Here is a 26110-nt window from a genome sequence, read left to right on the forward strand (position 1 = left end):
GTCATAACTCCTTGTTCATGAATGGCAGAAGTGGGTCAAAGCAAAGGTTCTTCAAGCACGCAACTGTACCGATGCTCATGCAGGTAATGGGTCGGCGGCAACACCACGGAACACAGGGTTCGGGCATGCCGGCAGCGCGGGTGAAAGGCGCAGCCGCTGGGCAAATTCAGCGGGCTCGGCGGCTCACCGGGCAACGGTTCTGCGGGCAACGGCCGATGTGGATCGATCTCGGGAATCGCCTCGATCAACGCCGCCGTATACGGATGGCGCGGCGCGGTGAACACCGCCTCCACCGGCCCTTCTTCGACTATTTTGCCCAGGTACATCACCGCCACGCGGTCGCACAGGCGCCGCACAATGGCCAGGTCATGGGCGATAAACAGAATCGCCAGGTTCATGCGCTGTTGCAGTTCCAGCAACAGGTTGATGATCTGGCCCTGGATCGACACGTCCAGTGCCGCCACGCATTCATCGGCGATGATCAAACGCGGCTCCACCGCCAGGGCGCGGGCGATGCCGACGCGCTGGCACTGGCCACCACTGAGGGAGCCGGGTTTACGGCTGGCGAGTTCAGGGCGCAGGCCCACCAGGCCGAGCAGCTCGACTACGCGAGCGGGTATCTGTTGCGGGGCGACCTTGCGCTGCACCCGCAGCACTTCGGCAAGGGTTTCGCCAATGCTGTGGCGTGGGTTCAAGGCGGCGTAAGGGTCTTGGAAAATCATCGCGGTTTCATGCCGCAGGCGGGCGATGTCGATCGCGCTGCCCTGGGCCATGTCGACGCCATCGAACAACACCTGCCCGGCGCTGATCGGGTTGAGGTGCAGAATCGCTCGCCCCAGCGTGCTTTTGCCACTGCCGGACTCGCCGACCAAACCGAGGGTTTCACCAGCGGCCAGGTTCAGCGAAACACCATTGACCGCCCTCACCCACTGCTTGTTCAGCCCGAATAAACCTGTGCCAGAGGCGGCAAACCGCACCTCCAGGTCCTTGATCTGCAACAGGCTCATGGGCGGCCTCCCAACGGATAGTGACAAGCCACTTGCGCACCTTCCGGCAACAGCTCGGTGCACAAGGCACCCACCTGCGGGCAGCGTGGGTTGAACCGGCAACCGTCGGGCAACGCATCCAGTAACGGCGGCTGGCCGGCAATGGTGCGCAGCAAAGCATGGCCGCTGCTATGGGCGGGCTGGCAATCGATGAGGCCAGCGGTATAAGGATGTTGCGGATACGCCAGCAGTTCGTGCTTGCTGCCGTGCTCGCACAGGCGCCCGGCGTACATCACCGCGATGGAATCACAGGTCTGCGCCACCACGCCCAGGTCATGGGTGATCATGATGATCGCCAGGCCGCGCTGGTCACGCAGTTCCAGCAACAGACGCAGGATTTGCGCCTGCACCGTTACATCCAGTGCCGTGGTCGGCTCGTCGGCAATCAGCACCTGCGGGTTGCAGCCCAGGGCTACGGCGATCATCGCGCGCTGGCGCATGCCGCCGGAAAACTCATGGGGGTAGTTGTCGATCCGCGCCTGGGGATCGGGAATACCGACCTGGCGCAACACCTCGATGGCTTGCAGGCGTGCGTCTTTTTTCGACGCGCCTTGATGCAGACGGATGCCCTCGGCGATCTGCTCGCCGATGCGCATCAACGGGTCCAGGTGACTGCTGGGGTTCTGGAAAATCATGCCCAGTTGCCCACCGCGCACGGCGCGCATGCCAGCCTCATCGAGCTGCAACAGGTCGCGACCGGCCAGACGCACGGCGCCGCCTTGCACCCGCAGGTTGGGCGACGGCAACAGGCGCATCAGGCCGCGACAGGCCAGGGTCTTGCCCGAACCGCTTTCACCCACCAGCCCGAGGATTTCACCTTCGGCCAGATCAAAGGACACACGATCAACCAGCGTAACCTCACGCCCGCCATTGTTGGCGATCACGCTGAGGTCCTGCACGTGAAGCAGGCTCATGAGCGATCCCCCAATACTTGCGCCACGCCATCGGCGAGCAGGCTGAAGCCCATGGCCAAGGTCACAATGGCCAGGCCCGGGAAGGTGCAAAGCCACCAGGCGGTGGTGATAAACGCCTGCCCTTCGGCGACCATGGTGCCCCACTCCGCCGTCGGCGGTTGCACGCCCAGGCCCAGGTAGCTCACGGCGGCACCGTTGAGCAGCACCAGCACGGCGTCGGACATCGAAAACACAATCGAGCCAAACATCGCGTTGGGCAGCAAATGCCGAAACAGAATGCGCCCATGGCCGAAGCCCAGGCTTTTGGCGGCCAGGGCGAAGTCGCTTTCCTTGAGCACCAGGATCTGCGAGCGGATCAACCGCGCATACGACACCCAGCCCACCAGCGCCATGGCGATATAAAAGCTCTGCAAGCCCGGCCCGAGGATGGCCATGATCGCCAGCATCAACACCAGGAACGGGAACGCCAGCACCACGTCGATCACGCGCATGCACACGCTGTCGAAACGCCCGCCGATGTAGCCGGAAACGGCGCCGATAAAAGTGCCGATCAGGAACGGGAAGATCACACCGATGACGGCCAGTTGCAGGTCAATCCGCGCGCCCCAGATCACCCTCGAAAGGATGTCTCTACCGTAGTTGTCCGTGCCAAATGGATGGGCAACGTTGGGCGCCAGCAAGCTCAGATCGGTGTTCTGCGCAATCGGGTCATACGGCGCGATCCACGGCGCAAACAACGCCAGCGCCAACCATATAAACAGGATCAGCAAGCCCCATGCGGCGGTCAGCCGGCCATTGCGAAAACCAAACCGCAAGCGCAAACGCCACGGCGCAATCAGTGGGCGGCTGCTCATTGCATCTTCACCCTTGGGTCGAGCGCCACGGTCGCCACGTCAGCGACAAAGTTGACCACCACCGTCGCACACGCCAGTACCATCGCCACGCCCTGCACCACCATGTAGTCGCGGGTAAAAATGCCGCGCACCAATAATTGGCCGATGCCGGGAATTGCGAACAGGCTTTCGATCACCACCGTGCCGCTGATCAGCCAGCCGATATTCACCGCCAGCAGGTTGACCGCCGGCACCAGCGAGTTGGGCAACACATGCCGACGAAACACCGCCGCCTCCGATAGCCCGCGTGCGCGCGCGGCGGTGACATGGTCGGCCTGCAACTCCATCAGCATGCTCGCCCGCAGGTTGCGCACCAGCACCGCCGCCAGCGCCAACGCAATGGTCAAACACGGCAGGACCATGTGATGGGCTTTGTCTATAAACGTGCGACCGTAACCCGATACCGGGAACAACCCCCACTTCACACTCAGCAACAGAATCAGCATCAAGCCCAGCCAGAACGCCGGCATGCCCAGGCCGACCGTGGTGAACACGCGGATCAGGTTATCCGCCCAACCGCCTTTGTTGCGCGCCGCCACGGTGGCCAGCGGCACCGCGATCAACAGCGCCAGCAGCACACTGCCGAGCACCAGCACCAACGTCGGCTCGATACGGGTGACGATCAGTTTCAACGCGTCGACTTTATAGAGCAGCGACTGGCCGAGATCGCCCTTGAGCAGGTTCTTGAGGAAGTAGAAATATTGCAGCCACAAGGGCTGGTCCAAGCCGTACTGGGCGCGGATTTTAAGTAAGGCATCCGGCGTACTGCGCGAGCCCAGCAAGGCGCGCGCCGGGTCGCCGGGAATCGAACGCACCAGCACAAAGGTGATCAGGCTGATGCCAAACAACACCGGCAGCAATTGCAGCGGCCGGGACAGCACAAAACGGTAACGCGCAAGGTTCATCCGTCAGCCTCGGTGGCGAGCGAGGAAGTCCAGCAGCACCGGAAAGTACGCATGGGGTTCCTCATAAAACGGCATATGGCTGCTGTTGGGGAATACATGCAACTCGGCGTGTGTGGCGGCGAGTTTCATGCGATGGGCGCAAGCGGGTGTGAGTTCGTCGTGCTGGCCGGTGGTAATCAGCATCGGCATCTTGAAATCGGCCATCTCCGGGATGCGGTTCCAGTCCTTGAGGTTGCCGATATAGAGGAATTCGTTGGGGCCTTGCATGGTTTCGTAGGGGCCCATGTTCCAGTCGCCCAGGGAGCGCTTGACCGGCTCCGGCCATTCGTCCAGGCGGCAGACGTGGCGGTAATTGAGCAAGGTGATAGCGGCCTGATACTGCGGATGGTCGAGCGTGCCCATGGCCTCATGGCGCTGCATCATTGCCACGGTTTCGCTGCCGAGGGCGCCGCGCAGGCGCTGGAGTTCCTGGGACAAGTGCGGAATATCGCCGACGGTGTTTTCCAGGATCAGACTTTTCAGGGCGTCGGGATAGTGGATGGCGTACTCGATGCCCAACCAGCCGCCCCACGAATGCCCAAGCAGATGCACGCGGCCCAGGCCCAGTGCCTGGCGCACGGTTTCGACTTCTTCGACATAACGGCCAATCTCCCACAGGGAAATATCTGATGGTCTGGCTGATGCGCCCGTGCCAAGCTGATCGAATGCTACCACTCGCAGGTTATGGTCTTTGAGCCAGCCATGGGCGTCGCGCAAGTAGTCACACGGCAGGCCCGGACCGCCGTTGAGACACAAGAGCACCTCATCGCCTTCGCCAAAGCTGTAGGCCACGAGGTTATGGCCATCGACTTGCACGTTGTACTGCTGGTCGGGGGCAATTTCACGCCACATGCATACATTCCTTGTGTTGTATCGGCCTGGCAGGTAGCGGCCGTTTATAGGGCCAACACTACCGAGGATGCCGCGCGTCCATAACCTAGTAGTTCTTATAGGTTTGGCCTGGCAGTCCTTCGCCGGGGCGTGGCATTCTACTTGCCGCAAGTCGAGATTCAAATGAATTCGGGAGCAGAACGGATGCTGTCCAAACTTACTGCCTTCAACAACCGTCTCATGCCCGGCAGGAGCCTGGATGAACAGATCGACAACACGTTTATCCTCGCCCAGCAGTTGGGCTTTGATGCGTTGGTGTATGACTACACGCCGGTGCCCATCGACCAGGACGGTTCGCTGATCACGCCTTCGGTGCTGGAGTCACGCAACACACCGTCGGACTGGCACGCGTTATGGTGCCGCGAAGGGTTTTACCAGATCGACCCGGTGCAGCATCTGGCCTTGAGCACGGTGTCGCCGTTCGTGTGGTCCTATGAGGCCAAAGCCGACACCGCGCTGCAAAAGATCATCGACCCCTGCCATGCGCCCGTGTCCTCTTACCTGCATGAACGCCAACTCACCTGCGGCGTCACCGTGCCGATCCACCTGCCGCGTGGCGGCTTCGCGTCGCTGACCGGCCTGCGCACCGGCAAGGCCAGCACGGTGCTGGAGGATGCCCAGCAGACCTTGTCGGACTTCAGCCTGATCACCCATGCCTTGCAGGAAGCGGCCTACCCGTTGCTCAGCAAAGAGCTGCGCACCTACCCGCACATCCATCTGACCAAACGCGAGCGCGAATGCCTGAAATGGGCCGCCGAGGGCCTGACCGCCGCCGAAATCGCCACGCAGTTAACCCGCTCACTGGCGGTGGTCACCCTGCACCTGGCCTCGGCCATGCACAAGCTGGGCGCCAAGAACCGCGTACAGGCGGTGGTGCGCGCAACCCATTACCGCCTGCTGGAAGATTGATCCGTCAGTAAAACCTAGCTGTTTTGCTAGTTACTTAAACGTCGCGTGCCGACTATCGTATCGCTGATCCTTTTTTCAGAGCAGGGTACGAAATGGAATTCATCGAGAAAGTCCGCGAAGGCTTCGCGGCCTTCGGCGCCTACCAGACCTGGTACCGCGTCACCGGCGACCTGAGCACCGGCCGCACGCCCTTGGTGATCCTCCATGGCGGCCCCGGTTGCACCCATGACTACGTAGACGCGTTCAAGGACGTCGCCGCCAGCGGCCATGCGGTAATTCACTACGACCAGATCGGCAATGGCCGCTCCACGCACTTGGCGGACAAAGACCCATCTTTTTGGACCATCGACCTGTTCCTCGACGAGTTGAACAACCTGCTCGACCACCTGCAGATCAGTGATAACTACGCGATCCTGGGGCAATCCTGGGGCGGCATGCTCGGCAGCGAACACGCGATTTTGCGACCCAAGGGCCTGCGCGCGTTCATCCCGGCGAACTCGCCCACCTGCATGCGCACCTGGGTCAGCGAAGCCAACCGCCTGCGCCAGCTGTTGCCCGAAGGTGTGCATCAGACCTTGCTCAAACACGAACAGGCCGGCACCTACCAAGACCCGCAATACCTGGCGGCGGCGCGGATCTTCTATGACCAGCACGTGTGCCGGGTGAACCCCTGGCCGGAAGAAGTGGCCCGCACCTTTGCAGCCGTGGACGCCGACCCGACGGTGTACCACGCCATGAGCGGCCCGACCGAATTTCACATCATCGGCAGCTTGAAGGATTGGAGTGTGGTGGGGCGCCTGTCGGCGATCAACGTGCCGACGCTGGTGATATCAGGGCGACACGACGAGGCCACGCCGCTGGTGGTCAAGCCGTTCCTGGATGAAATCACCGACGTGCGCTGGGCGCTGTTTGAAGACTCCAGCCACATGCCCCACGTGGAAGAACGCCAGGCGTGCATGGGCACGGTGGTGAAATTTCTGGACGCGGCGTGTTCGCTGCCGAACAAAGTCCTCAAAGCCGGCTGAGATCAACTGTGGGAGCTGGCTTGCCTGCGATAGCGGTACATCAGCTACAGGTGCAGTGACTGGCTCGCCGCCATCGCAGGCAAGCCAGCTCCCACATGTTTAGACTTCGGTGGTTTCAGGCTTTGTCGCTTTTCTTGGCACCTCAGCCACCACTGGAATTTCCTTCCCTTCAGCATCAAACAACTTACCGCCACTGAAGTAATCGCCATCGCGCAACGCCGCCACGTCGTGGAAGCACAAACTGCGCTCGGTGCCGGCCACAAACACCGATTGCTGGTCCGAGTTACCGGCGGTGAAGTGGTTGAACGCCAGGTTCAACAGAATCGCCATGATCGCCGACGAACTGATGCCCGAATGGAAAATGGTCGCGAACCAAGTGGGGAAGTGATCGTAGAAGTTCGGCGCCGCGATCGGGATCATGCCGAAACCGATGCTCGTCGCCACGATGATCAGGTTCATATTGTTGCGGTAATCCACCTTGGACAGCGTGCGAATCCCGCTGGCCGCCACGGTGCCGAACAACACGATACCGGCGCCGCCGAGCACGGAGGTCGGCACAGCCGCAATCACCCGGCCCATAAACGGCAGCAGCCCCAACACCACCAGGAACACGCCGCCGGTGGCCACCACAAACCGACTCTTCACCCCCGTAACCGCCACCAGCCCGACGTTCTGGGCGAAGGCGCTTTGCGTGAACGAACCGAAGATCGGCGCAAACATGCTCGACAGCATATCGGCACGCAGGCCATTACCCAGGCGCTTGGAGTCGACTTTGGTGTCGATGATCTCGCCGACCGCGAGGATGTCCGCCGAGGTTTCCACCAACGTCACCATCACCACGATGCACATGGAAATGATCGCCGCCACATGGAAGGTCGGCATGCCGAAATGGAAAGGTGTGGGAAAGCCGAACATTGGTCCCTGGGCGACGCTGGAGAAATCCGCCATGCCGAGGAACACTGCGATCACAGTGCCAATCACCATCGCCAACAGAATCGACAGCCGCGAAATAGTCGCGCTGCCGATCTTGCTCAGTAGCAATACCAGCACCAGGGTCAATGCCGCCAAGCCGATATTGGGCATGCTGCCAAAATCCGCTGCACGGCTATTGCCGCCCATGGCCCAGCGCGCCGCCACCGGCATCAGCGTCAGGCCAATGGTGGTGATCACGATACCGGTGACTAGCGGCGGGAAAAACTTGGTGATTCGTGAGAACACCGGCGTGATCAATAAGCCGATAAACGACGCGGCCATCACCGCCCCGAGAATCGCCGGCACCCCGCCCGCGCCATCACTGCCGACGATGGCCACCATGGTTGCCACACCGGCAAACGACACGCCCTGCACCAGCGGCAACTGGCAGCCAAAAAACGGCAGACCGAGGGTTTGCAGCAGCGTGGCCAAGCCACCGGCAAACAGCGAGGCGGCGATCAGCAGGCCGATATCCGCCGGCGACAACCCGGCCGCCTGGCCGACGATCAACGGTACGGCAACGATGCCGCCGTACATGGTAAGCACATGCTGCAGGCCGTAAGCCATGTTGGCCGCGACGCCGAGATTCTCATCTTCTGGCCGCTGCGGTGACGCCTTCGGGATAGTCATGGTGAGGGGTTCTCTGTTTTTGTTGTGCGAACACTGTATGCAATGTTTGGACTGGATGTCCATAGAGTTGTATACAATCAATCGAACAAGATACCCTCCATCGGCGTTACAAAAACAATCCGGCCGTCATGAGCCAGAACGCCAAAGGACCTAGAACAATGAAAAAGGCATTACAGGGCGCCACCGTTGCATTGACCCTTCTCGGCGGTGGGGAGGCCGTCGCGCTGGAATGGATGAACAACAGCGTAGGGTTTCGCTACGGTCAGCACTTCACCAACCCCAACAACCCCGACGACTTCAGCAAACGCATCTACAGCTTCACCCACGCCAGCGGCTACCAGTACGGCAGCAATTACCTGAACCTTGATGTGTTTCTGTCCGACAGCAGCGACCCACGCAAGGGCACCGACCACGGTGGCAGTGAGGTCTACGTCGTGTACCGACACCAGCTGTACGCTTCGCGGGTATTCGATGTGCCGCTGGGCACCGGCCTGGTCAAGGATTACGCACTGACCTTGGGCTTCGACGCCAACCGCAACAACAACTTCGCCTCAGCCAAAAAACGCGCGCTGGTGATCGGCCCGACGTTGAAGTTCAACACCGTTGGCGTGCTGGATTTGAGCCTGATGTACTACAAGGAAAAGAACCACACCGGCATCTCCGGCGCGCAGGAGTCGAACCACACCTTCGACGACACCTACATGCTCAACCTGACCTGGATGCGCCCGTTCGACATCGCCAACCATGCGGCGAAGTTCCAGGGCTTTATTAATTACGTCGGGGAAAAGGGCGAGGACTACCACGGCCGCGACACCGCGCCGGAAACCCTGATGCGCACCGCGCTGATGGTGGCGGTGCGGCCAGGTAAAAGCGTGAAGCCGAACCTGTATCTGGGGGTGGGTTACGAGTACTGGCATAACAAGTTCGGGGTGGATGGAGGTATGGGTACCCGCACCTCTACGCCTACGCTGAATATGGAAGTGACGTTCTAACTGAAGAAACCCAATCAACTGTGGGAGCCAGCTCCCACACTAACCCTCTCCCACATGTTTGATTGGGTTTCAGCTTCAGGCGTTTGCCAGTTCCGAATTATCGGTTTTGGGCCGCGCCAGCCAGTAACCCAACACCGCCAGCGGCGCAGTCGCCAGCATCACAATCACAGTGATCAACAACGGCTGGTCGATCATCGACGACACCAGCAGGCTACTCAGAAAACAAAGACCCAATTGCAGGGTGTTCTGCAGCGCCGCCGCCTTGCCGGAATTTTCCGCAAAGGGCATCAGCGCATTCGCCACCACGATCGGGTAACTCGCACCGTTGACCAACGCCATGAGGCAGAACGGAATCAACAAGGTGGTCAGGGTCGGCACGGTCAAGGTCGCAACCAGGTACAACGCGACCATGCTGATGCAATAGGCCACCAGCAACCACGGCAGCAGGGTTTTGCCCTGATAATGCTGCAAGGCGCTACGACAGCTGTAACCGCCGACCAGAAAGGACAAGGTCGGCAACACGTAACTCAGGCCGATGTCATTCGGGCTGTAACCCATGTCGCCAAGGATGAACGGCGACGCGGTGAGCCAGGCGAAGAAGCTGGCTGAACAGGCGGCGAAGATCATCACATTGCCGGTAAACACGCGGGAGGTCAGCAACTGCCCGTAGCCAAGGCGCGAAGGTTCGCCCTCTTCGGCCAGACGTTTCGGCATTTTGCGCAGGAACAACGTCGGCAACAGCAACAGCACTGACACAACCAGCAACACCGCGAAAATTGCCTGCCAGCCAAAGTGGTTCAGCACCATCGCACCCAACAGCGGCGCCAACGCCGGTGACAGCGACATCAGCGGCATGATGCTGGCGAACACACGGTGAGCCTTGTCAGCCGGGTAACGGTCAATCACCAGCGCCTGCCAACTCACGGCGGCGGAACACACGCCAATCGCCTGCATAAACCGCAACGCCAACAACTGCGGCGCCGTCTCGACCCAGAACATCCCGGCGCAGCCCAGCACAAACAGACTCAGCCCGGCGAGCAACACCGGCTTGCGCCCCAGGCGATCGGACAACGGCCCCCACAGCAACTGCCCGAGCGCAAAGCCGGCGAGGAAAATACTCAAGCTGGCACCGACCGCGCCCGCACTGATCTGCAGTTGCTCGCCCATGGCGCCAAACGCCGGCAAGTACATGTCCATGGCCAGATAACCGAGCATGCTCAGCCCCGCCAGATACCAAGTGAAACCAAAAGAATTTTTCATTGAAGCCTTGTAGATCCTGCCATCAAACTATTTGCTGACTGGCGCCCATTATGAAGCTGACAGGCTGTGTGTGAAGCGATAATAATTGGACACTTGAATCAAATATTTTGAAGGCAAGCGTTATGTGGTCCGAATACTCCCTGGATGTAGTCGATGCCGTGGCACGCCATGGCAGCTTCAGCGCCGCCGCCCAGGAATTGCACCGCGTGCCGTCAGCCATCAGCTATACGGTGCGCCAGCTGGAGGAATGGCTGGCGGTGCCGCTGTTTGTGCGCCGCCATCGTGACGTGGAACTGACGCCCGCCGGCCGTCTATTTATAGACGAAGCGCGCGGGGTGATGAAAAAAATGCTCGGCACCCGGCGTTTGTGCCAGCAGGTGGCGAATGGCTGGAGCGGCCAGTTGAAGGTCGCGGTGGACTCCATCGTCAAACCCCAGCGCTGCCGGCAACTGGTGCTGGATTTTTATCGACAGTTCCCCGAGGTGGAATTGCTGCTCGAATACGAGGTGTACAACGGCGTGTGGGACGCCCTGGCCGATGAGCGTACCGACATTGTGATCGGCGCGACCAGCGCGGTACCGGTGGCCAGCCGCTTCACGTTTCGGGACATGGGCCTGCTCAACTGGCTGTGTGTGGTCAGCGCCCAGCACCCGTTGGCGAGCGTCAACGGCTTGCTCAACGACGACCAACTGCGCCCGTTCGCCTCCTTGTGCATGACCGACACCTCGCGCAACTTGCCCAAGCGTGACACCTGGACCCTGGATAACCAGCGCCGTTTGGTCGTGCCCAACTGGGCCTCGGCACTCGATTGCCTGCGCGATGGGCTGTGCGTGGGCATGGCGCCGGCCCATCAGGTATTGCCATGGGTCGAGCGTGGCGAGCTGGTGGCGCTGCAACTGAGCCGACCGTTTCCGGCCAGCCCGTCGTGTGTGGCGTGGGCGCAGGATAAATTGTCGCCAGCGATGAGTTGGTTGTTGGAGTACCTGGGTGATACCGAAACCATGAACCAGGAATGGCTCAATGGCCCGGATCTCTGAATATCACGCCGGTCTAATGTGGGAGCTGGCTTGCCTGCGATAGCGGACTGTCTGTGCCAACTACAGTGGCTGACATACCGCTATCGCAGGCAAGCCAGCTCCCACAGTTTTATCCGGTTTAGTCCAACAGACGGGTGATGGCCCGCACAATCATCTCGACCTCTTTGGCATCCAGTGTCAGCGGCGGCAACAGGCGGATGATCTTGCCCCGGGTCACATTGATCAGCAGCCCATGCTCCTGGGCTGCACGCTGGGCCAGGTCACGATAAGGCCTGGCCAGCTCGATGCCGACCATCAAGCCCTGCCCTCGAATCGCCAGCACCTGCGGGTGCTCGCTCAACTCCACCCGCAACCGCGCCAGCAGGCGCTCGCCCTGTAGCGCCGCGTTGTGCAGCAAGCCTTGTTCTTCAATGATGTCCAACACCGTGCAACCCACGCGGCAGGCCAGCGGGTTGCCGCCAAACGTGCTGCCGTGGCTGCCTGGCGTGAACAACTGAGCCACGGCGTCCCGGGCCAGGCAGGCACCGATGGGCACGCCGTTGCCGAGGCCTTTGGCCAGGGTTATCACGTCGGGCACGATGCCTTCGTGCTGGAACGCAAACCAGGCGCCGGTGCGGCCGATACCGGTCTGGATTTCATCGAGCATCATCAACCAGCCGTGACGTGTGCAGTGGTCGCGTAGCGCCTTGAGGTAACCGGGCGGTGCGGGCAGCACGCCGCTTTCACCCTGGATCGGCTCGAGCAAGACCGCCGCGACACGCGTGCCGAATTGTTCGGTAATGGCCTCCAATGCGGCCAAGTCGCCAAAGCGCACCTTGAGAAAGTCCCCGGGCAGGCGCTGGAAACCCAAGCGCACCGAAGGCCCGTCACTGGCGGCCATGGTGCCCAGCGTACGCCCGTGGAACGCGTTCTCCATCACCACCACCAAAGGCTCCTCAATGCCCTTTTTCCAGCCATGCAGCCGCGCCAGTTTCAGCGCGGTCTCGTTGGCTTCGGCGCCGGAGTTATTGAAAAACGCACGGTCCAGGCCAGACAACTGCGCCAAGCGCTCGGCCAGGCGCTGCTGCCAGTCGATGCTGTAAAGGTTGGAGGTGTGCAGCAACAGGCCCGCCTGCTCGCTGATCGCCGTGACCAATTTGGGGTGGGAGTGCCCGACGTTGGTTACCGCCACACCCGCCACGGCATCGAGGTATTCACGGCCCTGCTGGTCCCAAAGGCGCGTGCCCAGGCCACGGGTAAAGCTTAGGGCCGAAGGTTGGTACGTGGTCATCAGGCAGGCGGCGGTCATGGTGGCAGTCTCCAGTGCATCGTTGTGGTGACTGCAGTATCGTTAGCCACCAGCGCTGGATAAACTGCGCATTTCTGCAATGACTTTTAACCAGGGCTTGATAATGGACCTATTCCAGGCGATGTCGGTGTACGTGAAAGTGGTCGAGGCCGGCAGCATGACTGCCGCCGCGCAGGAATGCGAAATGTCGACCACCATGGTCGGCAACCATTTGCGCGCCCTGGAGCAAAGGCTGGGGGTCAGCTTGCTGAAACGCACCACGCGCAAACAAAGCCTCACCGAGTTTGGCGCGCAGTATTACCAGCGTTGCCTGGAGGTGCTGGGGCTGGTGGCTGACTCTGAGCTACTGGCAGAGCAGATTCACAGCGAAACCCCCAAAGGCAGCCTGCGCATCACCGCGCCCCCGGTGTTCGGCACCGAACGCCTCACACCGGCCTTGAGCGAATTTGCCCAGCGCTACCCGCAGATCAATCTGTACGTAGAGCTGAGCAATGAGCGCATGGACTTGGTCGACAGTGGCTTCGACGTTGCGATCCGCCTGGGCGAGCTGGAAACCTCAAGCCTGATCGCCAGGCCGATGCAGGACTACGCCCTGACGCTGTGTGCGTCACCGGCGTACCTGGCGCGACGTGGCACTCCACAGACGCCCGACGAGTTACGGCAGCACGACTGCCTGGCATTTGCCTACCCGGCGAACGATAACTGGCGCGACACCAGCAAACTGTGGCGCATGACCGGCGATGAAGGCGAAGTAGAGGTGCCGGTGGCCGGAGCATTGACCATCAACAGCTCCCAAGGCTTGCGCCAGGCGGCCGTGAACGGCATGGGCATCATCATGCTGGCCGATGCCCTGGTGCAACCGGACCTGGAGAGCGGCAAGCTGGTGGCGTTGCTGACCACCTATCAACTGCCCAGCCGCCCCATGCACCTGCTCTACCGACAGGACCGCTACCGCCTGCCCAAACTGCGCGCCTTTGTGGATTTCGCCATGGAAAAGTGGGCGCGCTAAAAGCTCACGCCCAACTCGCGCAGACGCGCCGCAGTGCGCTCGGCCGACACATGGTGAATGCCCTGCCAACCGAGAGCTTTAGCGGCCTCGATATTGCCGGCAACGTCGTCGATAAATACCACTTCACCGGCCTGGATATCCGGCAGGTGGGCGCGCACTTGGGCCAGGCTGGCGTGATAGATCGCGGGATCGGGCTTGATCAACTTTAACTCGCCGGACACGACGATATCGCGCAAGTGCTGCAGGAACGGATAGTTGGCCCGTGCATAAGGGAAGGTTTCCGCCGACCAGTTGGTGAGCCCGAACAGCGGCATATCGGCCTTGTGCAGCGCCTCTAGAATCGCCACGCCTTCGGGCAACGCGCCACGCAGCATTTCGTGCCAGCGCTCGTAATAGGCCTGGATCAAGGGTTCGTGCTGCGGGTGTTGCTCGATAAGGTGGCGGGTGCCTTCGGCCAGGCTGCGGCCAGCGTCTTGCTCGGTGTTCCAGGCTTGGGTGCAGATATTCTCGAGGAACCATTGCCGCTCATGCTCGTCGGCAATCAACTGGCGGTAGAGGTGCTGCGGATTCCAATCGAACAGGACACCGCCAAAATCAAAAACTACTGCACGAATCGTCATCAGATCCTCCGTTAGCGTGGCTTGATAGCGCAAGGAGTCTGGCAGATTGTGAGGAAGGGTGGGAGCGCGAGGGAATGTAGGAGGGTTCTGAATTAACCCAAGGCAAATGTGGGAGCTGGCTTGTGTGGGAGCTGGCTTGCCTGCGATAGCATCGCCTCGGTGCAACTGATATACCGAGGTGACTGTATCGCAGGCAAGCCAGCTCCCACATAAGCCAGGCATCCACATTTTCTGACCGCGTTTAGGCCTGGATCAGGCCCTTGATCTTCACAGTCGGATTCACATCAGCTTCATAGTCCACGCCGTCGATTTCAAACCCGAACAAACGCAGGAACTCCGCCTTGTAGCCGGCGAAATCGCTGATCTCGTTGACGTTGTCATCGGTCACCTGATTCCACAGTGCAGCCACAGCATCCTGAACCTTCGGCTCCAGCTCAGCCAGGTCGGCGCGCAGGCGGCCGTCGGCGTCCAGCTTTGGCTCGCTGCCGTACAGGCTGTCTTTGAACAGGCCGTAAACCTGCTCGATGCAACCTTCGTGGGTGCCCTGCTCTTTCATCACTTTAAACAGCAGCGACAGGTACAGCGGCATGATCGGGATCGCCGAGCTGGCCTGGGTAACCACGGCCTTGAGCACCGACACGCGGGCGTCGCCCTTCAGCGCAGCGAGGTTGTCGCGCAGGGTCAGGACTTTTTTGTCGAGGTCTTTCTTGGCTTCGCCGATGGAGCCGTTCCAGTAGATGTCCTGGGTCAGCTTCTCGCCGAGGTAGGTGAACGCAGTGGTCTTGGCGCCTTCGGCCAACACATCGGCGTCACGCAGGGCGTCGATCCACAGCTGCCAGTCTTCGCCGCCCATCACTTTGACGGTGCCGTCGATTTCTTCCTGGGTCGCAGGCTCAAGGGTGGTGTCGACCACAACGCCTTTGTCGGTGTTGATACCGCGCAGGGTCACGGCCTTGCCAATCGGCTTGAGGGTGGAGGTGTGCACCACGCCTTGCGGGTCGGTACGGCGTGGCGCGGCCAGGCTGTAAACCACCAGGTCGATCTTGCCCAGGTCTTTCTTGATGGTTTCGATGGTCAGGCGCTTGATCTCGTCTGAGAACGCGTCGCCGTTGATGCTCTTGGCGTACAGGCCTTTTTCCACGGCAAACTTCTCGAACGCCGCGCTGTTGTACCAGCCGGCGGAGCTCAGCTTGCCTTCTTCGCCTTCTTTCTCAAAAAACACGCCCAGGGTGTCGGCGCCGCAGCCAAACGCAGCACTGATGCGCGCGGCCAGGCCATAACCGGTGGAAGCGCCCAGGACCAGCACCTTCTTTGGGCCGCCTTCGATGGCGCCATGCTGGGTTACGTAGTCGATCTGCTCTTTGACGTTCGCTTCACAGCCAACAGGGTGAGCGGTCACACAGATAAAGCCACGAACCCGCGGTTTGATGATCATAAAATTTCTGCCTCTTCCAAGGGGTCGACGGCCAGTGGTGGCCATTCAACTTCAATCGTACCGGTCTATGACGCGCGAAAAACCGAAGCGTCACGATAGTCGCAAATCTTCTGTTTACAAAATCCAATCGGCAAAACGGCGGGCGCGCCGCACCGCCGGGTTAAAAACTGTGCCGGGCCTTCACAATTTCGCAATATTTAAAACGCCCGGCACCGTGATAACCCACTATCATGGCGGGATTGTTTCGCTTTGTTTCAGGTTCGGAGCCTCGCTTCATGAGTAAAAGTGCTGTGCAAAAAAAATTGGTCTCAGTCGCCTGGGTGCTCGGCGTACTGCTGTTCATCTACTGCTTCCCACGTACCAGCCTGGTATTTCTGCTGCTGGTGCTGTTCTGCGGCATTTATGACTTCTTGCGCAACGGCCTGTACGACCGCGACACCATCAAGAAATACTTCGTCGGCAACGGCCGCAACACCTGGATATTGGCGCCGTTCAATACCCTGTTCGACCTGCTGAGCCTGCGCAACCGCCACGTTTACACCATGCGCGACCTGCCGCCGGCCTGGCGCGAAGACCTGCAACAAGTCATCGACGACGCCATGGCCAACAAAGACGAAATCATCAGCTACCTGGACGAGCGCATGGCCGAGAAAAAGCGCGGCATGCTGTTCTTCCAATGGTACGGCCGCCCGATCGAAACCACTCTGGACATCCCGCAACTGCGCAAGAAACTGCCGTTTGTGAAGACCATCGGCGTGTCGGTGTTCAACGAAAACCGCTCCACGTCCTTCCACTTCGGCCCGCTGCGCATGATGTTTCGCGTGCTCTACAACATGGCGCCGGCGCCGCATCACGAGGGTGTGTACATCCAGGTGGGCAACCACAAGCACTACTGGCACGATGACCCGCTGTTCATCTTCGATGACACGCTGATGCATGCCTCCTTCAACAAAAACGACGCAAAGCGTTACTGCCTGTTCATTGACATCGTGCGGCCGACCTTGCTGCCCTCGGTGCTGAATGCCGTGATTTCGGGCTTTGCCGGGTTGGTGTTTACCCTGCGTCGGGTTTTCTACAAAAACTGGAAGCTGATTCAGTAAGTTCTGCGGCATTATGGTGTTGACGGTGTTTGCGCCCTGCCCTTGGGGCGGCCAAACTAACCGTCTAGTGCGACCGAGTTCGGCGCTCACCATTCTCCAGCCATCGCCGCCCCTGGCGGCTGCGATGGCTGTGCTTTCAAGGAATCAGAATGCCCCAACGTCAAGTCATCAATGCCTCCGTCAGCCCCAAGGGCAGCCTCGAAACCCTGTCCCAACGTGAAGTCCAGCAACTGAGTGAAGCCGGTACCGGCAGCATCTACACGTTGTTCCGCCAGTGCGCCCTGGCCATCCTCAACACCGGCGCGCATATCGACAACGCCAAGACCATCCTCGACGCCTATAAAGATTTTGAAGTGCGTATCCACCAGCAAGACCGTGGCGTGCGCCTGGAACTGTTGAATGCGCCAGCCGACGCCTTTGTCGATGGCGAGATGATCGCCAGCACCCGCGAAATGCTCTTCAGCGCCCTGCGCGATATCGTCTACACCGAGAACGAGCTGGACAGCCAGCGCATCGACCTGAGCAACTCCCAGGGCATCACCGACTACGTGTTCCACCTGCTGCGCAACGCCCGGACGCTGCGCCCGGGTGTCGAACCGAAAATCGTGGTGTGCTGGGGTGGGCACTCGATCAATACCGAAGAATACAAATACACCAAGAAAGTCGGCCACGAACTGGGCCTGCGCAGCCTCGATGTGTGCACCGGCTGCGGCCCCGGCGTGATGAAAGGGCCGATGAAAGGCGCGACCATTTCTCACGCCAAACAACGCATTATCAACGGCCGCTACCTGGGCCTGACCGAGCCGGGCATCATCGCCGCCGAAGCGCCAAACCCCATCGTCAACGAGCTGGTGATTCTGCCGGACATCGAAAAACGCCTGGAAGCCTTTGTGCGCGTGGGCCATGGCATCATCATCTTCCCGGGCGGCGCCGGCACGGCCGAAGAGTTCCTGTACCTGCTGGGCATCCTGATGCACCCGGACAACCGCGATGTGCCGTTCCCGGTCATCCTCACCGGGCCGAAACAGGCCGCGCCGTACCTGCAACAACTGCACGCGTTCGTGGGCGCCACCCTTGGCGAAGCGGCGCAGGCGCACTACCAGATCATCATCGACGACCCGGCCGAAGTGGCCCGCCAGATGACCGCCGGGCTCAAGGCCGTGAAGCAGTTCCGCCGCGAGCGCAATGACGCGTTCCACTTCAACTGGCTGCTGAAGATCGACGAAGGCTTCCAGCGCCCGTTCGACCCCACCCACGAAAACATGGCCAGCCTGCAACTGAGCCACGCGCTGCCGCCCCATGAACTGGCGGCCAACCTGCGCCGCGCGTTCTCGGGGATTGTGGCCGGTAACGTCAAGGACAAGGGCATCCGCCTGATCGAGCAGCACGGCCCGTATGAGATTCACGGTGACCCGGCGATCATGAAGCCCTTGGACGAGCTGTTGCAGGCATTTGTCGCCCAGCACCGCATGAAGTTGCCGGGCGGCGCAGCCTATGTGCCGTGCTATCGCGTGGTGCAGTAACTAGCGCTGCACTGCCACACATTTGATTTCCACCAGTAGGCCGGGGTGTGCCAGTTCAGACACCCCGATTGTGGTCCAGGCGCAATGCCCGCGTGGAAACAGGCGGTTTTTCACCTCACGGAAAACCGCCATGTGCTGGCTCATGTTCACGTGATAGGTGGTCATGTCCACCACGTCATCGAAGCTGCAACCGCCCTCCGCCAATACCTGCCGCAGGTTCTGCCAGGCCGCGACGAATTGCACCTCTGGGTCTTCGATTACCACCAGTTCCGGCGTGCGCCCGACTTGGCCTGCGCAATAAAGAGTGTTGCCAACTTTTACCGCAGGCACGTAGCCGGCGCGCTCGACAATGGGTTGCATGCCGGTTGGGATGATCAGGTGGCGGTCGGTCATAGCTTGTATCTCTTGAGGCCGGAGGAAAGCGTGTGAGAGCGCAAAGTTCGAACTAGGGTTTTACTTGTTCCCACTCACTCACACCAGCCGAGCAACCTATGGACCAACGGATCTTGTCCTTCATCAATCCTTACCTTACGGTAAGGAATATCACGATGGAGATCTTCACTATGGCCACCGCCACACTCACCTCGAAAGGGCAAATCACTATCCCCGTGCAAGTGCGCACCGCGCTTGGCCTGGAAACAGGCGACCGGGTTGAATTTGTCGAAACGGAAGACGGCAAGTTTTCCATCATCGCCGCGAGCAAAACCGTGCAGGACCTCAAGGGGCTGATCCGCAAGCCCGCACAGGCCGTGTCGATCGAAGACATGAACCGCGCCATCGCCGCGCAAGGAGCAAACGCCGGATGATCGGGCTCGATACCAATGTGCTGGTGCGCTATGTCACCCAGGATGACCCGGTGCAATCGCCCAAGGCCTCGGCGTTGATCGAGTCGCTCACCAGCGTTTCGCCGGGCTTTGTCAGCCTGGTGTCGGTGGTGGAATTGGTCTGGGTGCTGCAAAGCTGCTACCAATCGGCCAAAAGCGACGTGGTGACCGTGCTGGAAACGCTGCTGCGCACCCGTGAACTGACCGTCGAGCACGCCGAGATCATCTGGCAGGCACTGCGACGATTCACCGCCGGCAAAGCCGATTTCGCCGACTACCTGATCGAACGCTGCGCCCATGCAGCCGGCTGTGAATACACCGCCACCTTTGACCTCAACGCGGCCAAGGCCACGGGGATGAAGCACCTGGCTTGAGCCGCAGCATTGCGACGAACGCCGGGCTTTGGTAAAAAAACGCCACCGCCCTTGATCAAGAGAACTCCCCACGTGCGCACGTTGCTGCTTGTTGCCATGGCCATGACGCCCACCCTCGCCCTGGCCGACACCATCACCTGGCCTGACCTGCCGACAACCTGCTTCGTCAGCGGCCGCTCCGCGACCAGCGTGGACATCGACAGCGGCTGCGCGGCGTTTACACTGAACGTGCAAGGCAAGCCGGCGGGCGCCCCGATCAAGGTGGATGTGCCGCAGTACGCCTTGCATGTGGATGAAGCCACCGGCAAGGAGACACCGGTGATCATCATCCAGGCCGAAGAACAAGGCGAGACCCAGATCGTTGGCTATCAGGAACTGGGCAGCGATCAACTCGGTGCCGCGCTGCTGCGTGAGGTCAAGCTGTTAGGCACCCAAAAGCCGAGCTAGCCGTTTTGTCAGGTGCCAGGTTCAGCGCACCCAGCCACCACCCTGCCAGTGGTAACCGTCATTACGCTGCACCCAATGCGGGTGTACATAACGGTAGCCTTCGCGCACCTGCTCCCAATGGCCGTGCACCGCCACATAGCGCCCACCTTCCCAACGCCAGTAGCCGCGTGACCACACATAACCGTAGCGGGCCGCCGGCTCGACTTCGATCACTTGCACCGGCGGCGGCTGCGGCGCCACCACCTCGACATACTCACGTTGCACCGGCCCGCGCTCATGCACCACGCGCTCTTGTACACACCCGGACGACGCGACGACAAATGCCGCCAATGCCGCATAACGTAGCAACATACACACCCCTCGGGCGCCAGCGCCCAACGAATACACCGGTAAAAAAATGCCCCCTTGTTGCCGCCTCGCTCCTGCTTGGCGCTGGGTTATTTTTAACAGGTGGTGTCTGTCGGCTTGCTGAACCTGAGGTATTCGCACCATAGGGCTGGTGCTTGAGCGCTCAAGCGGGTCCGAAGCGCTTCAGCACCGCCTCGACAAAGCGCCGCAGCTTGGCCGTGCGCTGGCGGTTCGCCGTATAAACCAAGTGCATTGAGCGGCTCGGCGTCTCGAAGCCTGGCAGCACCCGCACCAACTCGCCCTTGGCCAGTGCCGTGCGCAAGAAGTCTTCAGGGCCAAGCACGATGCCAAAGCCATCCAGTGCAGCCGTCATCAACGCCCGGCTTTCGTTGATCTGCAAACGGCTGGCAACTCGTACCTTGTGCACAGTGGTGCCTTGGTAAAAGACCCATTCACGCTCTGCCGGGCGAGACCAGAACGCATAGCCCAGGCATTCGTGTTGCTCAAGGTCTGCGGGCAGCAACGGCACGCCGCGCGCTGCTAAATAAGCAGGTGCAGCGCAGGCCACCAGGCGATAAGGTGCCAGCGGCCGAGCGGTCAGCCCAGTCGTTGCAAGCGGGCCGATGCGGAAGGCCGCCTCATAGCCCTCCTCCACCAGGTCGACAAAACGGTCCGTGAGGTGCAAGTCGATTTCCACATCCGGGTAGTCACGCAAAAACCCGGTAATCAGCGGCATCAGGCTGTAGGAGCCGAACGTCACCGGAGCGGTGATCTTCAACTTGCCGCGCGGGGTGTCATTCATGATCTGCGCCAGCGAGTCGGCCGCCTCGGCTTCCGTGAGGATATGTTTGCAGCGCTCGTAGTACGCGCTACCCAACTCCGTCAGACTTTGCCGGCGCGTGGTGCGGTTGAGCAAGCGGGCGCCCAGGTGTTGCTCCAGCGCGGTGACATGCTTGGCCACCATCTGCGGCGACAGGTTCAAGCGCTCGGCCGCGCTGGCATAAGAGCCCAGCTCGGCGGCGGTTACAAACGCACTCATGCTGGTTAGACGGTCCACGATTGACTACTCCCAGTAACTACACCGACTCCAAACCACCCATTTATCACCCAATGGTTGCCAATCATCATAGCCACTCCCCCACCTCGCAGGAGCAAAGCCATGAAGATTGGCGTGATTGGAGCAGGTTTTATCGGGCGCGCCGTGGCCCAACTGGCCCTGGCTGCCGGGCACGCGGTGATGCTGAGCAACTCCCGTGGCCCGCAGACCATGAGCAGCGTGCGCAGCGGCATCCCCGGCGTGCAAGTGGGCAGCGCGCAGGATGCCGCACAGTTTGGCGACGTGGTGCTGGTGGCGATTCCGCTTAAAAACTACCGCAGCGTGCCCGCGCAGTGGCTGGCAGGCAAAACGGTGCTGGACGCCAACAATTACTACCCTGACCGCGATGGGCATATCCCGGTGCTGGACCGTTTTGAAACCACCACCAGCCGCCTGTTGGCCGAGCATTTTGCCGACTCAAAGGTCGTCAAAGTGTTTAATGCGATCTTTGACTCAGACATCAATCGCGATGCACGCCCCCACGGTGCGCCTGACCGTCGCGCCCTGCCGGTGGCCGCCGATGATGCGACGGCAAAGGCGCATGTGATCACGCTGCTCGACGAGCTGGGTTTCGACGCCGTGGACGCGGGAACGCTGGATGAAAGCTGGCGCTTTGAGCGGGCCAAACCTGCGTATTGCGTGCCGCTGGATAAAGCCGGTTTACAGGCCGCATTGGCCGCCGCCGAGCGCACGGTGGAACTGCCGCCTGCCGAACGCTCCCGCACCTGAACACACGCCCACAAAAAAGCCCGCTGACCGTTACCGGTTCAGCGGGCTTTTTAACATCGGGCTTGGCTTACAGCGCCAGGTCAGACGCCGGCTTGCTCGGCTCAGCCGCAGGCTTGGCAGCCTCGGTGGCTTCGGTTGCCTTTGGCGCGTTCAGCTGCGGAATGGCAGGCGGTGGGGTCAGTTGCAGGACGCCGGCCGTGTAGGCCCACTCCTTCGCAACAGCCTCAGGGCTGTCGTTCAGCTTGGTGCCATAGCTCGGCACGATCTGGTGCAGCTTGGCTTGCCACTCAGGGGTAGCCACCTTGTCCTTGAACACTTTTTGCAGCACGGTCAGCATGATCGGAGCCGCGGTGGACGCGCCTGGCGATGCACCCAACAGGCCGGCGATGGTGTTGTCGGCGGAGCTGACCACTTCGGTGCCGAGTTTCAGGACGCCGCCCTGCTCTTCGTCACGCTTGATGATCTGCACGCGCTGACCGGCTTGCCACAGGCGCCAGTCGGATTGCTTGGCGTTCGGGAAGTATTCTTGCAGCGCCTTGAAGCGGTCGTCATCGGACAGCATCAGTTGGCCGGCGAGGTACTCGACCAGTGGGTATTCACGAATACCGACTTTGGTCATTGGCCAGATGTTGTGGGTGGTGGTGCTGGTCAGCAGGTCCAGGTACGAGCCTTCTTTGAGGAACTTGGTCGAGAAGGTCGCGAATGGGCCAAACAGAATCACACGCTTGCCGTCCAGCACGCGGGTGTCCAGGTGCGGAACCGACATCGGTGGCGCGCCAACCGAAGCCTTGCCGTAGGCCTTGGCCATGTGCTGCTCGGCGATGGCCGGGTTATCGGTCACCAGGAACGAACCGCCAACCGGGAAGCCTGCGTATTCCTTGGCTTCAGGAATGCCCGACTTTTGCAGCAGGTGCAGTGCACCGCCGCCCGCGCCGATGAACACGAACTTGGCGTCGGTTTCGGTCTTGGTGCCGTCTTTCAGGTTTTTGTAGCTTACACGCCACGAACCGTCGGCGTTACGGGTGATGTCTTGCACTTCGCTCGACAGTTTGAGGTCAAACTTGGGCGTGGTTTGCAAGTGAGCGACGAACTGGCGGGTGATCTCGCCGAAGTTCACGTCGGTGCCGATCGGGGTCCAGGTGGCGGCGATCTTCTGCTTCGGATCACGGCCTTCCATCATCAATGGAACCCATTTGGCGATCTGCGCCGGGTCTTCGGAGTACTGCATGCCGGCGAACAGCGGGCTGGCTTGCAGGGCTTCGTAGCGCTTTTTCAGGAACTTGATGTTGTCATCGCCCCACACAAAGCTCATGTGCGGTGTGGAGTTGATGAACGAACGCGGGTTCTTCAGCACGCCCTGCTGAACCTGCCAGGACCAGAACTGACGGGAAATCTGGAACGCTTCGTTGATCTCGACCGCTTTCGGGATCTCAACGGTGCCGTCCTTGTTTTCCGGGGTGTAGTTCAGCTCGGCCAGGGCCGAGTGACCGGTACCGGCGTTGTTCCAGCCGTTGGAGCTTTCTTCGGCCACGCCATCAAGACGCTCGACCATCTCCATCGACCAGTCCGGCTGCAGCTCGTTGAGCCAAACACCCAGGGTCGCACTCATGATGCCGCCGCCGATCAGCAGCACATCGACTTTCTTTGCCTCTTCCGCCTGAACGGACGTGATCCCCATCGACAAAGCCAGCCCCAGCAGGGCAGTGTTTACTTTTTTAAACATCAGTAGCACCTATGATAAAACGCCATCCGCCCCACCGCCCCTGACTCTGCAGGCCGTAGGGTGGGCACACAAGGCCGACGTAGCGACCTCACTGTTTTTGTCCCTTCTGCGCTGACTTTTTATCATTATTGGCTTCAGCTACCTGGGCGACAGCCAACCGCCGGGGCGTATACGGGTGTACGCACCGGGGCAAGACTAGACCAAGACGGCGCGCAGAATATCACGCTAAACAGCGTTTATGCGCCGTTTGGCCAATTGACAGCTCTAAATCGCGGCTTTTAACGCGCCAGTGTCAAGCATCGCTGCCGCGACGTGGGGTCACAGGGCGTTTAATCAGACTCAACGCTCGCGCAAAACGCTGTTCTAGACACCTTCGTGGCGGCTTGCGTAGCATCGGCCACTGACCTTCGTGCACTTCTTTCCTACAGAGTTACCCATGACTATCCAGCAAACACCCGGGCACGTACTGCCCGCGCGCAGCGCCGCCAAAATGGAAGCGGCCATGGCCGTGGGCGCCTTCGCGATCGGCACCGGCGAATTCGCCATCATGGGCCTGATGCCCGACATCGCCCAGAACCTGGGCTTAAGCGAACCCCAAGTCGGCCACGCCATCAGCGCCTACGCCCTCGGCGTCATGGTCGGCGCGCCACTGCTGGCCATTCTCGGCGCCAAACTGCTGCGCAAACACATGCTCTTACTGCTGATGGGCCTCTACGCCCTGGGCAACCTCGCCACCGCCTTCACCCCCACCTTCGGCTCGCTGGTGGCCTTCCGCTTTATCAGCGGCCTGCCCCACGGCGCCTACTTCGGCATCGCCGCCGTCGTCGCCTCCAGCATGGTGCCCAACGACAAACGCGCCGGCGCCGTGGCCCGCGTGATGATGGGCCTCACCCTCGCCATGCTGCTCGGCAACCCCATCGCCACCTTCCTCGGCCAACACCTGGGCTGGCGCTCGGCGTTCGCGCTGGTCAGCGCCATCGCCCTGTGCACCATCGCCCTGGTCTGGCAATTCGTCCCCGACCGCCACGACGAACCACGCAGCGACCCGCGCAAAGAATTGCGCGCCTTCACCAAACCCCAAGTGTGGATGGCCCTGTCCATCGGCGCGATTGGCTTTGCGGGCATGTTCTGCGTGTTCAGCTACCTCGCCCCGACCATGCTCGAAGTGACCAAAGTGTCGCCGCAGTGGATCCCCTTCGGCCTCGCCGCCTTTGGCGTCGGTGGCATCATCGGCAACATCGCCGGTGGCAAACTGTTCGACCGTATGCAATTTCGCGCCGTGGGCTGGATCATGGTGTGGTCGATGGCCGTACTGATCTTCTTCACCTTCGCCGCCAGCTCGCTGTGGAGCGTACTGCTAGGCATCGGTTTGGTCGGCACCATGATTGCCATGGCTGCGCCGCTGCAAATCCGCCTGATGGACATTGCCCACGAAGCCCCAAGTTTGGCGGCAGCGTCCAACCACGCAGCATTCAACCTGGCAAACGCACTAGGGCCGTGGTTCGGCGGGATGGCAATTACAGCGGGATATGGCTGGACCAGCACCGGCTACATCGGCGCCGCCACAGCGCTGGTCGGCCTGGGCATCTACCTCATCGCCCGCCGCATGAAAGGCGGCCACTGAAATATCAGGCCACCCCTATTCCAATGTGGGAGCCCTGCACCCATGTGGGAGCGGGCTTGCCCGCGATAGCGGTGGGCCAGTCAACAAGTCAATGACTGCCCCACCACCCCATCAATCATCATGCAACAAACCCGACCCATACTCCCCATAACTACTCCCCAACCCACTCCCGCCAAAATTCATCTTGGCCGCCTTGCTCGGGCTATGGTCCCCAAACGCCTGGCATCCGCCAGTAAAACAAGGGTCACCACTCCCACCCGACGATCCCGTCGAACAAGCGCCCAACAGCAACGCACCAGCAATCAGCGCGACTTTAACCAGGTTCGAGATCATGTTTTCAGTTCCCTATGGGCTGGAGGTGCGGGGGGCATCTTTTGAAGAGGATCGTAGACCTCAAAGGCGCTGGGGATTATGAAATTTTGCGCGGTGACAGCACGGGTTCAGGTTGCCGCCTTGG

27 protein-coding genes are annotated in these 26110 nt (G+C 60.8%); 12 read left to right on the forward strand and 15 right to left on the reverse strand.

The window, feature by feature from the left end:
- Nucleotides 1-35: 35 nt before the first annotated feature.
- From P5706_RS23940 to P5706_RS23960, 5 genes are read right to left on the reverse strand one after another with little or no spacing between them, the layout of a single operon-like run.
- Entirely contained in the window at nt 36-1007 is a 972-nt protein-coding gene (locus P5706_RS23940; RefSeq protein ID WP_285682188.1) for an ABC transporter ATP-binding protein, read from the reverse strand.
- Nucleotides 1004-1960 (reverse strand): ABC transporter ATP-binding protein, encoded by a 957-nt coding sequence (locus P5706_RS23945; RefSeq protein ID WP_285682190.1) that lies wholly within the window; start codon nt 1958-1960, stop codon nt 1004-1006. Before P5706_RS23945 ends, P5706_RS23940 begins: the two co-directional genes overlap by 4 nt.
- Nucleotides 1957-2814, reverse strand: coding sequence for an ABC transporter permease (locus P5706_RS23950; RefSeq protein WP_200433279.1), 858 nt, complete (start codon nt 2812-2814; stop codon nt 1957-1959). The genes P5706_RS23945 and P5706_RS23950 overlap by 4 nt, the downstream gene beginning before the upstream one ends.
- On the reverse strand, nt 2811-3758 hold the full coding sequence (locus P5706_RS23955) for an ABC transporter permease (protein ID WP_138816156.1): 948 nt from the start codon (nt 3756-3758) through the stop codon (nt 2811-2813). The genes P5706_RS23950 and P5706_RS23955 overlap by 4 nt, the downstream gene beginning before the upstream one ends.
- A gap of 3 nt (nt 3759-3761) precedes the next feature.
- Nucleotides 3762-4649, reverse strand: coding sequence for a proline iminopeptidase-family hydrolase (locus tag P5706_RS23960; protein WP_285682193.1), 888 nt, complete (start codon nt 4647-4649; stop codon nt 3762-3764).
- A 183-nt stretch (nt 4650-4832) separates the two neighbouring features.
- On the opposite strand from P5706_RS23960, the gene P5706_RS23965 reads away from it, so the two are divergent.
- Nucleotides 4833-5597: a LuxR family transcriptional regulator gene (locus P5706_RS23965; RefSeq protein ID WP_200433281.1), complete on the forward strand. Its 765-nt coding sequence runs from the start codon at nt 4833-4835 to the stop codon at nt 5595-5597.
- Between the two features lie 92 nt (nt 5598-5689).
- On the forward strand, nt 5690-6622 hold the full coding sequence (locus tag P5706_RS23970) for a proline iminopeptidase-family hydrolase (protein WP_285682195.1): 933 nt from the start codon (nt 5690-5692) through the stop codon (nt 6620-6622).
- A gap of 99 nt (nt 6623-6721) precedes the next feature.
- Here the strand turns inward: P5706_RS23970 and P5706_RS23975 are convergent, their stop codons facing one another.
- Entirely contained in the window at nt 6722-8224 is a 1503-nt protein-coding gene (locus P5706_RS23975; RefSeq protein ID WP_285682197.1) for a nucleobase:cation symporter-2 family protein, read from the reverse strand.
- A 158-nt stretch (nt 8225-8382) separates the two neighbouring features.
- Between P5706_RS23975 and P5706_RS23980 the strand changes: the two genes are divergently transcribed.
- Entirely contained in the window at nt 8383-9216 is an 834-nt protein-coding gene (locus tag P5706_RS23980; protein ID WP_285682199.1) for a nucleoside-binding protein, read from the forward strand.
- A 75-nt stretch (nt 9217-9291) separates the two neighbouring features.
- Here P5706_RS23980 and punC read toward each other — a convergent pair whose 3' ends face one another.
- Nucleotides 9292-10476, reverse strand: coding sequence for a purine nucleoside transporter PunC (gene punC / locus P5706_RS23985; protein WP_200433285.1), 1185 nt, complete (start codon nt 10474-10476; stop codon nt 9292-9294).
- Between the two features lie 122 nt (nt 10477-10598).
- Between punC and punR the strand changes: the two genes are divergently transcribed.
- Nucleotides 10599-11513 carry a DNA-binding transcriptional activator PunR gene (gene punR / locus P5706_RS23990; RefSeq protein WP_138816162.1) on the forward strand — a complete coding sequence of 305 codons (915 nt, stop codon included), beginning with the start codon at nt 10599-10601 and terminating at the stop codon, nt 11511-11513.
- Between the two features lie 118 nt (nt 11514-11631).
- On the opposite strand, the gene P5706_RS23995 is transcribed toward punR, so the two are convergent.
- The gene (locus P5706_RS23995; protein WP_200433287.1) at nt 11632-12801 is read right to left on the reverse strand and encodes an acetylornithine transaminase; all 1170 of its coding nucleotides are present in this window, start codon (nt 12799-12801) and stop codon (nt 11632-11634) included.
- 103 nt (nt 12802-12904) lie between these two features.
- Between P5706_RS23995 and P5706_RS24000 the strand changes: the two genes are divergently transcribed.
- A complete protein-coding gene (locus P5706_RS24000; RefSeq protein WP_200433288.1) occupies nt 12905-13810 on the forward strand; it encodes a LysR family transcriptional regulator in 906 nt (301 codons plus the stop codon).
- Here the strand turns inward: P5706_RS24000 and P5706_RS24005 are convergent.
- The gene (locus tag P5706_RS24005; protein ID WP_200433289.1) at nt 13807-14430 is read right to left on the reverse strand and encodes an HAD family hydrolase; all 624 of its coding nucleotides are present in this window, start codon (nt 14428-14430) and stop codon (nt 13807-13809) included. The genes P5706_RS24000 and P5706_RS24005 overlap by 4 nt on opposite strands.
- 241 nt (nt 14431-14671) lie before the next feature.
- A complete protein-coding gene (fabV, locus tag P5706_RS24010) occupies nt 14672-15865 on the reverse strand; it encodes an enoyl-ACP reductase FabV (protein ID WP_065929256.1) in 1194 nt (397 codons plus the stop codon).
- 275 nt (nt 15866-16140) lie between these two features.
- Here fabV and P5706_RS24015 point away from each other — a divergent pair, with 275 nt between their 5' ends.
- Together P5706_RS24015 and ppnN are read left to right on the forward strand one after the other, a co-directional pair.
- Nucleotides 16141-16965 (forward strand): aspartyl/asparaginyl beta-hydroxylase domain-containing protein, encoded by an 825-nt coding sequence (locus P5706_RS24015; protein WP_285682204.1) that lies wholly within the window; start codon nt 16141-16143, stop codon nt 16963-16965.
- 149 nt (nt 16966-17114) lie between these two features.
- Complete coding sequence (ppnN, locus tag P5706_RS24020; RefSeq protein WP_138816168.1) at nt 17115-18488, forward strand: nucleotide 5'-monophosphate nucleosidase PpnN; 1374 nt, start codon at nt 17115-17117, stop codon at nt 18486-18488.
- Here the strand turns inward: ppnN and P5706_RS24025 are convergent, their stop codons facing one another.
- Nucleotides 18489-18881 carry a RidA family protein gene (locus P5706_RS24025; protein WP_285682207.1) on the reverse strand — a complete coding sequence of 131 codons (393 nt, stop codon included), beginning with the start codon at nt 18879-18881 and terminating at the stop codon, nt 18489-18491.
- 155 nt (nt 18882-19036) lie between these two features.
- On the opposite strand from P5706_RS24025, the gene P5706_RS24030 reads away from it, so the two are divergent.
- From P5706_RS24030 to P5706_RS24040, 3 genes are all read left to right on the forward strand, one after another.
- Entirely contained in the window at nt 19037-19294 is a 258-nt protein-coding gene (locus P5706_RS24030) for an AbrB/MazE/SpoVT family DNA-binding domain-containing protein (protein WP_017137462.1), read from the forward strand.
- The gene (locus tag P5706_RS24035; protein ID WP_285682209.1) at nt 19291-19686 is read left to right on the forward strand and encodes a type II toxin-antitoxin system VapC family toxin; all 396 of its coding nucleotides are present in this window, start codon (nt 19291-19293) and stop codon (nt 19684-19686) included. The genes P5706_RS24030 and P5706_RS24035 overlap by 4 nt, the downstream gene beginning before the upstream one ends.
- Nucleotides 19687-19758: 72 nt before the next feature.
- The gene (locus P5706_RS24040; protein ID WP_285682211.1) at nt 19759-20133 is read left to right on the forward strand and encodes a hypothetical protein; all 375 of its coding nucleotides are present in this window, start codon (nt 19759-19761) and stop codon (nt 20131-20133) included.
- Nucleotides 20134-20154: 21 nt separating this feature from the next.
- Here P5706_RS24040 and P5706_RS24045 read toward each other — a convergent pair whose 3' ends face one another.
- Together P5706_RS24045 and P5706_RS24050 are read right to left on the reverse strand one after the other, a co-directional pair.
- Nucleotides 20155-20484 (reverse strand): YXWGXW repeat-containing protein, encoded by a 330-nt coding sequence (locus P5706_RS24045; RefSeq protein WP_200433291.1) that lies wholly within the window; start codon nt 20482-20484, stop codon nt 20155-20157.
- Between the two features lie 160 nt (nt 20485-20644).
- The gene (locus tag P5706_RS24050) at nt 20645-21520 is read right to left on the reverse strand and encodes a LysR family transcriptional regulator (protein ID WP_285682819.1); all 876 of its coding nucleotides are present in this window, start codon (nt 21518-21520) and stop codon (nt 20645-20647) included.
- A gap of 120 nt (nt 21521-21640) precedes the next feature.
- Between P5706_RS24050 and P5706_RS24055 the strand changes: the two genes are divergently transcribed.
- Complete coding sequence (locus tag P5706_RS24055) at nt 21641-22306, forward strand: NADPH-dependent F420 reductase (protein WP_502945501.1); 666 nt, start codon at nt 21641-21643, stop codon at nt 22304-22306.
- Between the two features lie 67 nt (nt 22307-22373).
- Here the strand turns inward: P5706_RS24055 and mqo are convergent, their stop codons facing one another.
- Complete coding sequence (mqo, locus tag P5706_RS24060) at nt 22374-24029, reverse strand: malate dehydrogenase (quinone) (RefSeq protein ID WP_285682213.1); 1656 nt, start codon at nt 24027-24029, stop codon at nt 22374-22376.
- Between the two features lie 436 nt (nt 24030-24465).
- Between mqo and P5706_RS24065 the strand changes: the two genes are divergently transcribed.
- The gene (locus P5706_RS24065) at nt 24466-25653 is read left to right on the forward strand and encodes an MFS transporter (protein WP_110624251.1); all 1188 of its coding nucleotides are present in this window, start codon (nt 24466-24468) and stop codon (nt 25651-25653) included.
- A gap of 111 nt (nt 25654-25764) precedes the next feature.
- On the opposite strand, the gene P5706_RS24070 is transcribed toward P5706_RS24065, so the two are convergent.
- Nucleotides 25765-25986 (reverse strand): hypothetical protein, encoded by a 222-nt coding sequence (locus P5706_RS24070; RefSeq protein ID WP_236465267.1) that lies wholly within the window; start codon nt 25984-25986, stop codon nt 25765-25767.
- Between the last annotated feature and the right edge of the window lie 124 nt (nt 25987-26110).

Source organism: Pseudomonas sp. ChxA (assembly GCF_030263855.1).
Lineage (GTDB): Bacteria > Pseudomonadota > Gammaproteobacteria > Pseudomonadales > Pseudomonadaceae > Aquipseudomonas > Aquipseudomonas fluorescens_CB.